Origin of the sequence: Enterobacter sp. HNDS-6 (assembly GCF_039850505.1) — a bacterium.
GTDB lineage: Bacteria > Pseudomonadota > Gammaproteobacteria > Enterobacterales > Enterobacteriaceae > Enterobacter > Enterobacter kobei.
This window is the reverse complement of sequence record NZ_CP156673.1, coordinates 2,453,554-2,469,017: the sequence shown is the minus strand read 5'-3', so window position 1 is coordinate 2,469,017 and position 15,464 is coordinate 2,453,554. Positions and strand designations below refer to the sequence as shown.

Below are 15,464 nucleotides of genomic sequence, written 5' to 3'. Positions count from 1 at the left end.
CGTGCCGAAAATAAAAATAGCCCTGCCAATCAAATAACCTCGGCAGGACATTATGAAAAAGAGAATTATTAAAGCAACGTGTATTAGCGCACTATTATTAAGCACACAGGGATGGTGCGGAAATACATCCGTCGACCTTCGTTTTGGTCACAACACAAACTCAGACGTCAATGATTCCCGTATTAAGGTCATGCATCAGGCGGAGAATGGTTTTTACTTCTCCGTTGAAGCCGCACAAAACCACAATGATACCTTTTTTGGCGATACCGACCGATATAACCCAGACGAAAAAGGCTTAACGGAGGCGGCACAAGAGATTGAAACGCGCTGGCGCTTCGATCTTGGAAACGGCTTTGCCGTAGCGCCGGGCATGGTGACGGTTTTCACCGCCAGCAATACCCATTACCGCCCCTTCATTCAGGGCTGGAAAGCGTTCGATAACGGTCTGAATCTCGCCGCCCGTTATCGCTATAACACCGTCAATGACGCGCACAGCGACAAAGAACTCGACGGCAGCGGGTATACCCGCCGCCAGTCACACCAGTTCGACATCTGGTTCGCGTATAACATTGGCAAATTCGGGATGTCCTACAACCCGCGCTTCCGCTGGCAGGATGGTGTCGATCAGGGAACCGGGGATGATACCTACTGGGAACATACCGTCGCCTTCAACTACAAGCTCGACGATGGCTGGACGCCTTACGTCGAACTGGTTTCACTGGATAAAACCTATATCAACGATGACGGCAACCATGAAAATGATTATGCCGTCCGTCTGGGGATAGTGAAGCAGCTCTGACGACCAGACTACACCGTATCGTGCTGCAGCAACCTGCAGCCGATACGGTCTACCGCACTTAACAGTTCCAGCTGCCCTTCCCGCTGATATAACGATACCGCGTTGATATCAATCAACAACGGCCAGCATAGAGAAGAGAGCGCGGCCAGCGTAGACCCCTCGCGCGTGATCGCAATAATCTTTAATCCTTTGCGCAGCGCGTTACGCGCCATTTCAATTAACGACTGCGTCTCTCCGGATTTACTGATCAACACCAGCGTTCCCTTCGATACCCGCGTCAGCTGGTGCATATCGTTGAGAATAAGGTGCGGCAGGCTCGCCAGAGATAAAAAACGCGACAGGTAGTTGAGGCTGGTGAGTGATGCGCCCCGTGCATAGAGAAAAATATGGCTGGAATGGGTCAGCAACCTGGACATCTCCACCACAATCTCCTCCGCCTGCGGCCCCACGTCAGGGTTTACAGGCGCAGGGGTAAAATGATCGCGTAAAAAACGATACCGAAGCTCTGTATAGCTCTTATAGCCCATTTTCTTACACACGCGATTAACGGAGGTTGTCGTGGTAAAAGTATCACGGGCAATCTCTTTTGCCGATATAGTAGAAATATGAGTAGCGTGATGCTGAATGTATTCAAATATCAAACGCTCACTTCCCTGAAATGAATTCATATATTACACCCTGTTTAATCCTGGCATGATTTTACCACAGCCGAAAAATATCCTCTGGAAGGCGCTTCACATATTGCAAGCCCGCGTATGACGATACGTAATAAGTATTAGCAAACATTAAAAACTGTTTTGGCTTCTCTTTATACTTTCCCTGTTTTCACATCCAGGGAATTATGACAATGACGAAACAAAAAGTTGTCGCGGTAACGGCCTGCCCGACAGGCATTGCACACACGTTTATGGCCGCGAATAAAATTATCGCATGGGCTAAAGCGCATAACATTGAGGTAAAGGTCGAAACGCAGGGTAGCGACGGTGTTAAAAATCGCTTAACAAAACAGGATATTGCTTCTGCCACCGCCATTATTCTGGCAACCGATGTCCCCATTCAGGATGCCGAACGTTTTGATGACATTCCTCACCTTCAGACACGAACACAAGAGCTGATCAAGCACACCGATCGCTATCTGCGTCAGGCGCTGGCAATGGAAAAAAATGCGACCGCGGTGGCAGATGAAGACGAAGACGATCTCCGGCGTTCGGCTTACCAGATATTTATTGGCCATATCATGGCGGCCATCAGCTATATGTTACCGGTCGTGGTCATGGGTGGGCTGATGATGGCGACGGCCAAAATTACCGGCCAGTTTATTAACATTGAACATTCGCCGTTCAGCGTGCTGGATAAAGTGGGCTTTATGACCATCAAGTTCATGTATCCGGTCTTCGCCATGTATCTGGCGTTTGCCATTGCCGGAAAACCGGCGCTGATCCCCGGGCTTATCGGCGGCATCATGTCAGACGAAGTCTACAAGCGCTTCTTTGATATCGAGGGCTTTATGCCCTCCGGCTTTTTTGGCGCGATTGGGATTGGCTTCTTTGTGGGCTATCTGGTGCGCTGGCTCAACGATTCGATTCATGTCCGCCAGCAGCTCACCACCATTAAAACCATGCTAATCGTCCCGCTGATCACCGGCATTACGCTGGTGATGGTCATGGAATATCTGATTAACCCGATTTTTGGCTCGCTTAATCAGCTGATGGTGGTCTTTTTTACCTCGGCAGGCGACACCGGTCGCGGGTTCTATTCCGCAATGATCGCCGCGGGCACCGCTTTCGACCTTGGTGGTCCGGTCAATAAGGCGGCAGGCTCGGTCGCGCTCGGCCTGAATGGCATGAGCGAGACGTTTGATTTAACCGCCCGCGAACTCTCTATCGTGATCCCCTCCATTGGCGTCGGTTTTGCCGCATTCCTCAACGGCCGCTTTGGTCTGCCGGATGTCTTCAGCCGGGAGGAGAAAACCGTTGGCAGCACCTCGTTATTGCTGGGCGTAATCGGGATCTCAGAAGGCGCTATCCCGTTCATCCTGAAAAACCCACGCCTGATCCCGGTGTTCATGACCGGTGCCGTCGCCGGTGCGCTGGTGGCGATTGCACTCGGCGTGAAGCAGACGCTGCCTCTGCCCGCCATCTGGGGCTGGCCGCTGGCGACCAATGTGGCGGGCTATCTGGCGAGCGTCTTTATTGGCGCACTGATTTGCGCCCTGGGCGTGCTTTATGTCAGCCCAAAGAACGTCAGGTGAGGGAAACATCATGAGTCAGATCCACGTTATTGCCCACACGCACTGGGATCAGGAGTGGTATTTCACCCGTCAGGACAGCATGGTGCTGGCGTCATATAACTTTGCGGATGTTATCAACACGCTGGAGCAGGACCCGGCTTATGCCTGCTATCACCTTGACGGGCAGATGGCGGTCGTGGAGGACTTTCTTGCGATCAATCCCGATTATCGCGCCAGGCTGGAAAAGCTGGTCAGAGAAAAAAGGATTTTCGTCGGGCCGTGGTATACCCAGACGGACACCTACAACGTGCATGGCGAATCCATTATCCGCAACCTGAAGTACGGCATCTTCGCCGCACGAACGCTGGGACATGCGATGCAGGTCGGTTATCTGCCGGATACCTTCGGCCACAATGCGCAGATGCCGACGATTTTGCAGGGCTGCAATATCGATAACATCGTCTTCTGGCGCGGTATCGATCACGACCGGCAGGCCAAACGCAGCCAGTTTATCTGGCGCGCGCCGTCAGGGGCGAGCGTCATCGCCTGCGCGATGGCGCTCGGGTATGGCGCGGCTAAAAATATCGCTTCGCAAGCCTGCCATCTGCAGGGGAAAATCTACCCGATGGTCGATTTGCTGCGTTCACGGGCCGGTATCGATGACCTGCTCCTGCCCTGCGGCGGCGATCAGGTCAGCATCGACCCGGCGCTGCCGACTATCCTGCAGGTCGCCAGCAAACACTCTCCCAACCAGGATTGGTACACCATCAGTTCGCTGGAGCGTTACGTGGACATCCTGCGCGCGCAGCGTGAGCAGTTTGAATGCTGGGAAGGCGAGCTGAAATCGCCACGCTACACCCGCATCCATAAAACGATCGGCTCCGTACGCTACGACATTAAAAAGAAAAATGATGAGATTGAGCAGTTTATCCTGCGACAGCTGGAGCCGACGATTGCCATGGCGCGGCATCAGGGGCTACCGGTCAATCTCTCTGTGGTCGATACCCTCTGGAAGACGCTTTTGCGAACCCACGCCCACGACTCTATCGGCGGCTGTAATAGCGATGCGACCAATCGCGACATTCTGCATCGGCTGGAACAAACCGAGCAGCTGTGTCACAGCCTGTGGAATCTGGTGGTAAAAACGCTGGCCGCCGCCTGTGCTCAGGAAGGGGACCTGCTGATCTTCAATCCGCTGACCACCCCAATGCGGCGCGTGGTTAAAACCACGCTGTATAGCAGGGCTGAACATATCGCGCTGACGTATCAGGGGCAGCCCGTGCGCTTCGACGTCCTGAAAAGAGACATTTTACCCGGCGGAACGGCGATCTCCCTCACTGCCGAAGGCGAGTGTGAAACGCCCCTTCCTCCCTATTTCCGCTGGCACATTGCTGTGCAGACGCCGGTTCTGCCGTCGGTTGGCTATCTCACCGTGAACGTTGAGAATAACCCTGCGCCGTTACGGCAACCTGAACAGGAAAAGGGCCGCGAAATAGAAAATGCGCATTATCGGCTGATGCTGGACGCCGGAACGCTTACCCTTGAGGACAAACACACGGGCAGATGCATCCCCGCGTTATTTACCCTCGAAGACTGCGCGGATGCGGGCGACAGCTACGATTTCTCCCCGCTTGCAGGCGATACGCCAACGCGCTGTTCCCATTTCACACTCATTGATTGCCTGAAAACGCCGCTTGTCGAAAAGCTGGTTATTGAGGCGACGCTGCTTCTGCCGCCGGATCTCGCCGGACATCAGGATGCAGTCAGAAAACCGTTATGCCTGCGTCTGGCGTGTGAATTGCGCCATGACGATCCGAACCTGTATGTCGACGGTGCGCTGGAAAACAGCCACTGCGATCACCGGCTGCGCTTGCTGATCAACAGCGATATTCACACGCATCACGCTATCGCCTCACAGCCCTTTGCGATCATCCAACGCGAAACGGGGTATGACGATGAAAACTGGCAGGAACGCTATCGCGAGCTGCCCGTGGATATCGAAACCAGCGAGGGCATTATCGCTGTCGCAGAAGAAGGCAAAGCGCTGGTGGTGAACAGCCGCGGCATGAAGGAGTTTCAGATCCTCGGGGACGAACCGGCAGTGATTGCCCTGACGCTGTTTAAGTCAACGGGTGTGCTCGGACGAAACGACCTTGACTGGCGTCCGGGTCGGGCATCCGGGATTAATAATACGGTGGTTGAGACCCCCGATGCCCAGTTGCTGAAGCCGTTGCACTTTTCATTCAGCGTCGCGCTGGCCGACAGTGCCGATCATCTGACGCTACGCCAGCTGGAAAATCTCGCGACCGGGCAGCCGTTTACCTATCAACGGCAAACGCTGCACACGCTCGATCATCGCCTTGAGCGCTTTTCGTTGCGCCTGCCCGAACGCCAGCTTCCGGCACACTTCTCGCTGTTGACCCTACCGGAGCCGCTTATTCTGTCTGCCCTGCCCCATGCCCAACAGTCGCATGGCACGGTCATCCGCGTGTTTAACGCTGGCATGCAGCCGGTTCCCGTTCCGGCAGATTTCGTGGGGCTTCCTCAGATCAACTATCTGGAAGAGCCCGTGCAGCCGGTCACGGCGATCCCCCCTTCCGCGACCTGCGATTTTTTGTTAGAGGCTTAATATGAACTTGCTTGCATTGACGCACCCCGATTTGGTTTTTATCAACCCGCCGCACCGTACCCCTGAAGCGCTGATCCGCTGGCTCGCCGAACCGCTCGTCAGGCGAAACGTCATCGGCGATCAAGAGACATTTATCCAGAGCGTTTTACAGCGTGAAAGTGAAGGTCCCACGGCTCTGGGCGAAGCACTTGCCGTTCCACACGGTAAAACCGAGACGGTGCATCAGGCGGCGTTTTGTCTGGCGCTCTTTGACGACCCGATACGCTGGCCGGGGCTGGAGGGGGATGAAGAGGTCAGAATGGTCTTCCTGCTCGCCATTCCCCCTGCTGAAGCAGGCAGCACGCATATGCAGCTGCTCACGACGCTAACCAGCCTGTTGACGGAAGACCGTGTGCGTGAGCAGCTTCTGGCGGCACGCACCCGGGAAGAGGCGCTGTCTGCCCTTAGTACGGAAGAACCGCACATTGAGGATGCGGTGCCCGCGCGTTCCCTTCTCATCCCACTGGTGCTGGGCACTGTCGCTATCGCCGCCTTTTTACAGGCAGGTTTAAGCTGGGTGCGCGGCATCCATTAATCACGTAGCGCTCAGTACAGACCGTGCTGAGCGCTTGTTTTTGTTGAATAATTAATCAGATTTTTCCTTCTGGTCTTTACAATCGCTGAAGCGCCCGCCGTTTGTACTCTCGTCTTTTTACTTTGTTCTGCATCAAATAAATCGCAAACAAGTTTGATGCAAATCACTATATGTAGCACTTAAAATGCACGCAGACCCAACATGTTGTATTAATCGTCTACTATTCCAACAACAAGACGGCGCTTACGCTGGCCGGAATTGTGGATAACACGAGCCGGGAACGCGGGAAGTCTTTGGCCTGGCGGGGAATGCGCCCGGTGAATACTTCTCCACCTCTGTGGATAAACTGTTTTTAAAAATGGAGTGATCATGACACCGCATGTGATGAAACGTGATGGCTGTAAAGTGCCGTTTAAATCAGAGCGCATCCAGGAAGCCATTCTGCGTGCAGCTAAAGCAGCGGGAGTCGATGACGCAGATTACTGCGCCACCGTCGCAGAAGTCGTTAGCAGCCAGATGAATGAACGCAGCCAGGTGGATATCAACGAGATCCAGACCGCGGTTGAAAATCAGCTGATGGCGGGCCCCTACAAGCAGCTGGCCCGTGCCTACATTGAGTACCGCCACGATCGTGACGTGCAGCGTGAAAAGCGCGGTCGCCTGAACCAGGAGATCCGTGGCCTGGTAGAGCAGACCAACTCTGCCCTGCTCAATGAAAACGCCAACAAAGACAGTAAAGTGATCCCCACCCAGCGCGATCTGCTGGCCGGTATCGTCGCCAAACACTATGCCCGTCAGCACCTGCTGCCGCGCGATGTGGTCTCAGCGCACGAGCGCGGTGAGATCCACTATCACGATCTCGACTATTCACCGTTCTTCCCGATGTTCAACTGTATGCTGATCGACCTGAAAGGCATGCTGACCCACGGGTTTAAAATGGGTAACGCCGAGATTGAACCGCCAAAATCCATCTCCACCGCCACTGCGGTCACGGCACAGATTATCGCCCAGGTCGCCAGCCACATTTACGGCGGCACCACCATTAACCGCATTGACGAAGTGCTGGCCCCGTTTGTGACCGCAAGCTTCAACAAGCACCGCAAAACGGCCGAAGAGTGGCAGATCCCGGACGCCGACGGCTATGCGCACTCGCGCACTGAGAAAGAGTGCTATGACGCGTTCCAGTCGCTGGAGTATGAGGTGAATACCCTGCATACCGCCAACGGCCAGACGCCGTTTGTGACCTTCGGTTTTGGCCTGGGCACCAGCTGGGAATCGCGTTTGATCCAGCAGTCCATCCTGCGCAACCGTATCTCCGGCCTCGGTAAGAACCGCAAAACGGCGGTGTTCCCGAAACTGGTATTCGCCATCCGCGACGGGCTGAACCACAAAGTTGGCGATCCGAATTACGACATCAAACAGCTGGCGCTGGAGTGCGCGAGCAAGCGCATGTACCCGGATATTCTGAACTATGACCAGGTCGTAAAAGTAACCGGTTCATTTAAAACGCCAATGGGTTGCCGCAGCTTCCTCGGCGTATACGAAGATGAAAACGGCGAGCAGATCCACGACGGGCGTAACAACCTCGGCGTCATCAGCCTGAACCTGCCGCGCATCGCGCTGGAGGCCAAAGGCAATGAAGCTGAATTCTGGACGCTGCTGGATGAACGCCTGCAGCTGGCGCGCAAGGCGCTGATGACCCGTATCGCCCGCCTTGAAGGGGTAAAAGCCCGCGTGGCGCCTATCCTCTATATGGAAGGGGCCTGCGGCGTGCGCCTGAAAGCGGACGATGACGTCTCTGAGATCTTCAAAAACGGCCGCGCGTCGATTTCGCTGGGCTATATCGGCATCCATGAAACCATTAATGCCCTGTCTGGCGGCACGCATATGTATGACAGCGACGCGCTGCGTGAAAAAGGCGTGGCGATTGTTCAGCGCCTGCGCGATGCCGTGGACCAGTGGAAAGAGGAAACCGGCTACGGTTTCAGCCTGTACAGTACCCCAAGCGAGAACCTGTGCGACCGCTTCTGCCGTCTGGACACCGCCGAGTTCGGCATCGTGGAAGGCGTGACCGATAAAGGTTACTACACCAACAGCTTCCACCTCGACGTGGAGAAGAAGGTAAACCCGTACGACAAGATCGACTTTGAAGCGGCGTATCCGCCGATCGCCAACGGCGGCTTCATCTGCTACGGCGAGTACCCGAACATTCAGCACAACCTGAAGGCGCTGGAAGACGTGTGGGATTACAGCTATCAGCATGTGCCATATTACGGCACCAACACGCCCATCGACGAATGCTACGAGTGCGGCTTTACCGGCGAGTTCGAGTGTACCAGCAAAGGCTTTACCTGCCCGAAATGCGGTAACCACGACGCGGCACGCGTGTCGGTAACCCGCCGCGTGTGCGGCTATCTCGGTAGCCCGGATGCGCGTCCGTTTAACGCCGGTAAGCAGGAAGAGGTGAAACGCCGCGTGAAGCATCTGGGGAATGGGCAGATCGGGTAAGTTCTGCGCTGGGTTCTCCCCCTCACCCTACCCCTCTCCCTCAAGGGAGAGGGAACCGATCGAGCATATTGTTGAGCCCGGCTCCGGTTTTCTCCCTCTCCCTGTGGGAGAGGGCCGGGGTGAGGGCATCAGGTTAACGCTATGAATTACCATCAATACTACCCCGTTGATATCGTCAACGGACCCGGCACCCGCTGCACCCTTTTCGTGTCAGGCTGCGTCCACGAGTGCCCGGGTTGCTATAACAAAAGCACCTGGCGCTTAAATTCCGGTATGCCGTTTACCGCGGAAATGGCAGACCGGATCATTAACGATCTCAACGATACGCGCATCAAACGACAGGGAATTTCGCTCTCCGGCGGCGATCCTCTTCACCCGCAAAACGTGCCGGAGATCCTTAATCTGATAAAACGCATTCGCCGCGAGTGCGCAGGAAAGGATATCTGGGTCTGGACGGGTTACAGGCTGGATGAACTGAATGCTGCTCAGATGGAAGTGGTGGAGTTGATTAACGTGCTGGTCGACGGCAAGTTCGTTCAGGATTTAAAAGACCCCGCGCTGATCTGGCGCGGCAGCAGTAACCAGGTTGTGCATCATTTGCGTTAATTAAAAGCGGATATTATTTATCCGCCTTTTTCTCAAAACCGACTCAAACTCTCCATCGCCACCGTTTTAAACTCGGCAAAATCGCCGCAGCTACAGAGCCGCGCCATGGCGCGCTCGCGCAGGAAGGTGACGAAGATATCGTAGATCGCCATCGCCTCTTCATACTCGCTTTTGCTGATGGCGAGCAGGAAAATCACGTGCGCGGTTTCGTCACCCCACGCAATCCCCTGCGGGGCGAGTACGGTGTAGACCACGGTTTTCTGGGCAAGCAGACCGAGGGAGTGCGGAAGCGCAATGCCGTCACCGAGCATGGTGCTGACGATGGCTTCACGTTCAACCACCGACTCCAGAAACGCCGTCCCCACAAACCCCTCCCCTTCAAGCTGTTCGCACAGCTCGCGGAACAGCGTTTGCTGGTCAATCGGCGCGTCGATGATGCGGAAATGGGCGGCGTCGAAGTATTTATCCAGCATCCACGGGCGGGTGCGGTCTACCAGCACCAGCTTGCCAATCTGCTCCAGCTGATAATCAGTCGGAAACGGTGCGATCATCACTACCGGTTTTGCTTTTTCACTGACGCGCGCGGTAGCGATAACAAAGTCCTCGCTGAGCGATTCCACCTGCTCGTACTCGCGCAGCGTGAGCGTGCGCGTGACCTCAATCTGCGGGTATTTACGCTGGAGTACCGCCTCAATCATACGCACCATCGCATTACCGGCGTCACAGACCAGCAGCACGCGCGGCTGGCGCTGGTAGCCAATGTTGTAGTGACGCTCCAGCCCGACGCCAATGTGCAGCACCAGGAAACCAATTTCGTTTTCGCTGATCGCATACGGCGTGTATTTGCCCCAGTTCGATACCGCCGCCAGGGTCATGTCCCAGGCCATCGGGTAGTGCTGCTTGATGTTATCCAGCAGCGGATTGGGGATCATGATTTGATACCGCACGCGGGTGATCATCGTCTTGATGTGCGTGAGCAGATCCGCGTGCAGCTGCGCGTCGCTGAGCAGGTTGTAGTTGTAGTGGGTGTTGATGTAGCGCAGGATGTAGTTCACCAGCGCCTCTTCGTCATCGGCGTTAATGGCGCTTGGGGCGATCTCCTGGATCTGCCGCGCAGCGATGTGCACGCAGAGCCAGTTCTCCTCCGAGGGTGCAAGCGCTTTGCCCGCCAGTTCCTGAATGGCCACAGCAATATCTTTCGCCGCTTCCCGCACGTTCTCCTCCACATCCTCCGCATGGAATTCCGGCAGCGGATAGCCTTCGCTGATGCGTCGCACTGATACCGCGCAGTACAGGCGCAGGAACAACTCCCCTTCGTCCGTCAGGCGAATGTGGTGACGCGTCAGCGCGTCGTGCAGCACTGGTACCATCTTTTCCGCCACGCCCGCATTGAGCGCGACGTCCGTCACCAGCGGGTTCAGGCTGTCCTGCTGCGCCAGCTCCCAGAGCAGATCGGTCAGGCAGGCGCGAACCGACATTTCGCTGCCAAACAGCTTCATCCCATGGCGTGGACGGGTTTCCAGCGTCAGGTTATAGCGATGAAAACACTCGCGCACTTCCGCCATGTCGCTTTGCAGCGTGGCGCGGCTGACAAACCACTCGTCCGCAAGGTCCTCCAGCTTAAGCGAAAACGCCGACGTCAGAAAACGCACCACCAGATAATGCACGCGCTCCGCGCCCGTACGGGGAATACGCAGCGCGCGCGGATGGGAGGCCTGGAGCTGCTGATAACGCGCGGCGTCGTCAATTTTAAGCTGATAGCCATTTCCACGGCTCAGAATAAACTGCGCCCCGTGGCTCGCCAGCAGCGCGTTCAGGGCGGTGATGTCAGCACGGACGGTTCGCGTGGAGACCGACAGCCGCTGCGCCAGCTCGTCCTGCGGCAGCGTCTCGTTTTGCAACAGATCGAAAAGTTGCGCTAAACGTTGGTTCGGAAATCGCACGTCGTTGTCCTCTTACGGCTTAGGGTGAAATGACCATCTGGGATGGGCTGCCGACCGGCGTATAGTCTGGCTCGAAGCTCAACTTCCCATCCTGCGCCACGCGAAAACGGGTAATGTTATCGCTGCGCTGGTTCATAACGTACAGCCAGCGTCCTTGTTTATCGAGCGTCAGGGTGCGCGGGTAGTCGCCACGCGTCCACACGTCATCCTGATGCCTCAGCGTGCCTTCTGCTGTTACGGTAAAGTGCCCGATGCTGTTATGCAAACGGTTAGCCACATACAGCTGTTTACCGTCGGCGCTTAACGCCAGCCCGGCAGCAAAACTGGTGCCTTTGTACCCTTTTGGCAGGGCAGAGAGTGTTTTACCCGCTTTCAGGGTGCCGTTGGCATTCACGGTATAATGGGTGAGCGTTGAGGCCTCTTCGTTAATCAGCCACAGGGCATCCCCTTTCGGCGTAAAGACGAAATGGCGAGGTCCGGCCCCTTTCGAGGAGGCGCTGATAAACGGCGGATCGTTGGGGGTCAGCTTTCCGCTTCGATCGTCAAAACGGTACTGATAGATGCGATCTAACCCCAGATCGGTCGAAAACACATACTTCCCGCTCGGATCGGCGGCGATCATGTGCGCATGAGGGCCGTTGTGATCGCTGATAGCAAAACTGCCCTCTACAGCGGCTTCTGGTTTTGCTGCACCCGGTTCGCCCTGATCCTGATGTTTATCCGTGGCATCTCCCAGGCTGCCGTCTGCTTTGACCGGCAAAACGGCAATCGATCCGCTGACGTAGTTGGCCACCAACAGATGCTGGCCATTCGGCGTCAGCGAAAGATAAACCGGCCCCGCGCCGCCGGAGGCCACCTGATTCAACTCGCTCAGCTCGCCGTTATCTTCCACCCGCAGCGCCTGCACCACTCCCTGCTCCACTTCGCTTGCCAGATAGAGCGTTTTGCCGTCGTGTGAGACGGCAAACTGCGCGGCGTTCGGCAGTTTGCTCACCAGCGTTTTGTTGCCTAGCGCGCCGGTTTGCGCGTCAACGGTAAAACGGTACAGCCCTTCGCCGTTGGGGTTGTAGGTGCCGACCCAGGCATACTGGGTTTGCGCGACGGCGGCGGTAGCAAGCAAAGAGAGTGAAGCAACAAGCAGGTTACGGGTGTGCATGGTGGCTCCTTTGGGTGTTATGACTTAACCAGTTTCTTCGTCATCTCAAGCAGCGTACGCACATCTTCCGGACGCGTATCACCGCTGGCCTTGTCGATAATCGAGCTATAGATATGCGGGATGATCTTGCTCACGCCCGCGTCGAGGGCGATCTGCAGGATCGCCTCAAAGTTTTCCAGATCGATCCCACCGGTCGGTTCCAGCCAGAAGTCGTGACGGGCGCAGGCTTCCGCTACCGCCTGGTATTCGTCACGACACTTAAGGCCGCCCATCGGGAAATATTTGATCGAGCTGCCGCCAAAATCTTTCAGCAGGGCAATCGCGGTTTCCACCGGGACGATACCGTCCGGTGCCGTGCTGCTCAGCGGACCGGTGGAAATTTTCACCATACCGACGGTGCCGGTCGGTGAGACCAGACCGTTCACCACAGAGTCGTTCTGCCCCAGCAGCGCGCGGCTGGTCGCCACGCCGGTAAAGACCTGGTTGACGTGCTGCGGCTGTACCTGACGGGAGATTTCACTGACCATCGCCGACTGGTTCGGGTCGCCCGCGCCCAGTCCCACGGAAAGCGCGTTATCAATCAGCGCCGCGTACTCGCGCATATCCGCCACCGCGCTTGCCACGTCCGGGTAATTTTTGGAGAGCACGCCCACCAGCACATGGCCTTCCGCCGCCTCGTAAATGGCGCTGGCATTGGCCTTCGAACCTGCCAGCACGTTCAGGCAGACGCGGTCACGGTAAAAATTGGGGGTCAGTTTCATGCCTTTTTCTCCTGTCCTAACACTTCGCTAATGCGGCGGTACACGATGTTCAGCTGGTCAGCATTTACGCTGCGCACGTCCGCTTCGATAATCCCTTCGTTGGCCTTGTAGCCACGGAAATAGATGGCGTATTCACCCTGCTTGAGCTTATTCACCAGGTCACCGGTGCCCACGCCGGTGGTCGCTTCGTCAAATTTAATCTCGGTGCGGGCAATATCGCGCCCGGCGCTGTCCCAGACTACGCGCGCGGTGACGCCGTTCAGGGTGTTAAGCGCGTCGATAAACGGCGTCATCTTCGCCACCATCTCGGCACCGCTCTCTTTGGTTGCCGTGAGGTAGTGTTCGATGGCGCAGGTCAGGCCGAGAATGCCCTCTTTACCCACCTTCATCGCGCGGCCAATACCTGCCGTCTGGCGTTTCACCCACTCAATGTACTGGGTTTTGCCGATCACCAGCCCGCTGGTTGGCCCTTCGATCGCCTTCGCACCGCTGTAGATCACCAGATCCGCGCCGGAACGGTAGTAAACATGCAGATCTTCTTCCGCTGCGGCATCGACGATCAGCGGCAGATCGTGTTTACGTGCGATTACTGCCGCCTGCTCGACGCTGAGCATGCTTTTCTGCACGCAGTGGTGAGATTTGATATAGAGGATCGCCGCCGTGCGCGGGGTGATCGCCGCCGCCAGCTGATCGGCGGAACATTCGTTGGCATAGCCCGCTTCGACCAGTTTTCCGCCGCCCAGCGCGACCATGGTGCCCACCGGCGCGCCAAAGTTAACGTTGTGGCCTTTCGGCAGGACAATCTCGTTGTTCGCAATCGGAGTCACGTGCAGGTTTTCCAGCAGCCAGTCGCTGTCTTTGACCAGCACTGCCGCTACGGACTGGGCAATGCCTGCCGACGCGCAGGAGACCACCGTCGCGCCCTCCACATCAAGAAGCTTCGCGATGTATTCCCCGGTTTTGTTGACCAGGTCCTTCATCTCAAAATAGTGATTCATGCCGTCCATTGCCGCCTGCACCACTTCCGGGCGCGGCGTGGAAACGCCCAGCGCCGTCATGCGGCCCGAGGTGTTGATAACTTGCTTTAAGTGGTACTTCTCATAAATCGAAGGCATGTTCCGTGCTCCCTTGTTCGGTCATGTAGCCCTTGCCCGCGCGGATCGCGGCAAGCGGCACCAGAATATGTTCAGCCTGCAGGCTGTCGTTTTCGGCATCCGTCAGCACCGTTGGCTGGCGTTTAATCGTGAACAGCGTCAGGTCGGCGTCGAGGCCGGGCTGGATGCGGCCTTTACGCGTCAGGCGCAGACCGTCCGCGGCGTTGGCGGTGACGCAGTCAATGACCTGCGGCAAAGACATGCCGATGGCGAGAAACTTCGACATCACGCTTGCAAGCGACCCGACCGGGCCGTTAATCCGGTTACGGCAGTAGATATCCGAGCTGATGGTGTGCGGCAGAATGCCCATCGCGATGGCGCGTTTCGCCACCTCAAAGCTGAAGCTCGCCGTACCGTGCCCCACGTCCAGACGCACGCCGCGCTTCAGGGCGGAGGTGATGGAGGCGCGCAGCTCGCCGGAGGGCGTCAAAATACGGTTGGGTTTGCCGTTGTAGCAGTGGGTGATGATGTCGCCGGAACTGAGCAGTTCGGCGATTTCGTCGAGGTTCGGCGGGTTGTTGCCGATGTGCACCATCAGCGGCAGATCGCCGTTCTCGCTCTGGATGGCTTTCGCGCGCTCCAGTGGCGTAATGCCGTTTTCACCGACCACGCTGCTGCTCATGCGCGCTTTCAGGCCGACGATAAAATCAGGGTGGCGTTTTACTGCCTGCTTCACGGCATCGGCATCAATATTCGCCATATTGGCCAGTTCGTTCTGGGCAATCAGCCCGACGCGGGAGATGTTCAGCAGGGCAAACACCTCGGTGGCGGCCTTGCGGGTAATTTCATAGAAATCATCCACGTCATTTGCCCCGGTACTGCCGGCATCCACCACGGTGGTGACGCCCGTGGCAATCCCTACGCTGTCCGGCTCGTCGTGATAAATCGGCGAGTTCGGGTAGCAGTGGACGTGAGAGTCAATCCAGCCTGCGCTGACGAACACATCACCGTTCAGCTCAACCGTTTTACGGGCGGGAGCGTCAATGTCGCCCAGCGCGGCGATTTTCCCATCCTGAATGGCGATATCGGTCAGGGTATCGTCGGCGAGGCGCGCGCGGCGCAGGAGTAAATCAAACATGGGGTTCTCCTGATAAGGCGGGCGCC

12 protein-coding genes are annotated in these 15,464 nt (G+C 56.6%); 6 read left to right on the top strand and 6 right to left on the bottom strand.

Going from position 1 to position 15,464, the window contains the following annotated elements; genetic code table 11:
• The first annotated feature begins 52 nt into the window (after window positions 1-52).
• Entirely contained in the window at window positions 53-799 is a 747-nt protein-coding gene (locus ABFI50_RS11550) for an oligogalacturonate-specific porin KdgM family protein (RefSeq protein ID WP_023331894.1), read from the top strand.
• Window positions 800-807: 8 nt separating this feature from the next.
• Here the strand turns inward: ABFI50_RS11550 and ABFI50_RS11545 are convergent, their stop codons facing one another.
• A complete protein-coding gene (locus ABFI50_RS11545) occupies window positions 808-1,467 on the bottom strand; it encodes a MurR/RpiR family transcriptional regulator (protein ID WP_014882297.1) in 660 nt (219 codons plus the stop codon).
• Between the two features lie 179 nt (window positions 1,468-1,646).
• Here ABFI50_RS11545 and ABFI50_RS11540 point away from each other — a divergent pair, with 179 nt between their 5' ends.
• The 5 genes from ABFI50_RS11540 (at window position 1,647) to nrdG (ending at window position 9,346) form a co-directional block, all read left to right on the top strand.
• On the top strand, window positions 1,647-3,050 hold the full coding sequence (locus ABFI50_RS11540; RefSeq protein ID WP_071847093.1) for a fructose-specific PTS transporter subunit EIIC: 1,404 nt from the start codon (window positions 1,647-1,649) through the stop codon (window positions 3,048-3,050).
• 10 nt (window positions 3,051-3,060) lie between these two features.
• The gene (locus ABFI50_RS11535) at window positions 3,061-5,658 is read left to right on the top strand and encodes a glycoside hydrolase family 38 C-terminal domain-containing protein (RefSeq protein WP_347484046.1); all 2,598 of its coding nucleotides are present in this window, start codon (window positions 3,061-3,063) and stop codon (window positions 5,656-5,658) included.
• A gap of 1 nt (window position 5,659) precedes the next feature.
• Window positions 5,660-6,232 carry a PTS sugar transporter subunit IIA gene (locus ABFI50_RS11530; RefSeq protein WP_014882294.1) on the top strand — a complete coding sequence of 191 codons (573 nt, stop codon included), beginning with the start codon at window positions 5,660-5,662 and terminating at the stop codon, window positions 6,230-6,232.
• A gap of 369 nt (window positions 6,233-6,601) precedes the next feature.
• Window positions 6,602-8,740 (top strand): anaerobic ribonucleoside-triphosphate reductase, encoded by a 2,139-nt coding sequence (gene nrdD, locus ABFI50_RS11525; RefSeq protein ID WP_014882293.1) that lies wholly within the window; start codon window positions 6,602-6,604, stop codon window positions 8,738-8,740.
• 141 nt (window positions 8,741-8,881) lie between these two features.
• Complete coding sequence (gene nrdG, locus ABFI50_RS11520; RefSeq protein ID WP_047027145.1) at window positions 8,882-9,346, top strand: anaerobic ribonucleoside-triphosphate reductase-activating protein; 465 nt, start codon at window positions 8,882-8,884, stop codon at window positions 9,344-9,346.
• A 32-nt stretch (window positions 9,347-9,378) separates the two neighbouring features.
• Here nrdG and ABFI50_RS11515 read toward each other — a convergent pair whose 3' ends face one another.
• From ABFI50_RS11515 to ABFI50_RS11495, 5 genes are read right to left on the bottom strand one after another with little or no spacing between them, the layout of a single operon-like run.
• The gene (locus tag ABFI50_RS11515) at window positions 9,379-11,289 is read right to left on the bottom strand and encodes a PRD domain-containing protein (protein WP_023338955.1); all 1,911 of its coding nucleotides are present in this window, start codon (window positions 11,287-11,289) and stop codon (window positions 9,379-9,381) included.
• 19 nt (window positions 11,290-11,308) lie between these two features.
• Entirely contained in the window at window positions 11,309-12,445 is a 1,137-nt protein-coding gene (locus ABFI50_RS11510; protein ID WP_047625269.1) for a lactonase family protein, read from the bottom strand.
• 17 nt (window positions 12,446-12,462) lie between these two features.
• Window positions 12,463-13,206, bottom strand: coding sequence for a KDGP aldolase family protein (locus ABFI50_RS11505; RefSeq protein WP_023331886.1), 744 nt, complete (start codon window positions 13,204-13,206; stop codon window positions 12,463-12,465).
• Entirely contained in the window at window positions 13,203-14,321 is a 1,119-nt protein-coding gene (locus tag ABFI50_RS11500) for a DgaE family pyridoxal phosphate-dependent ammonia lyase (RefSeq protein WP_347484040.1), read from the bottom strand. The genes ABFI50_RS11505 and ABFI50_RS11500 overlap by 4 nt, the downstream gene beginning before the upstream one ends.
• A complete protein-coding gene (locus ABFI50_RS11495; RefSeq protein ID WP_063434359.1) occupies window positions 14,305-15,438 on the bottom strand; it encodes an amidohydrolase/deacetylase family metallohydrolase in 1,134 nt (377 codons plus the stop codon). The genes ABFI50_RS11500 and ABFI50_RS11495 overlap by 17 nt, the downstream gene beginning before the upstream one ends.
• Window positions 15,439-15,464 lie beyond the last annotated feature (26 nt).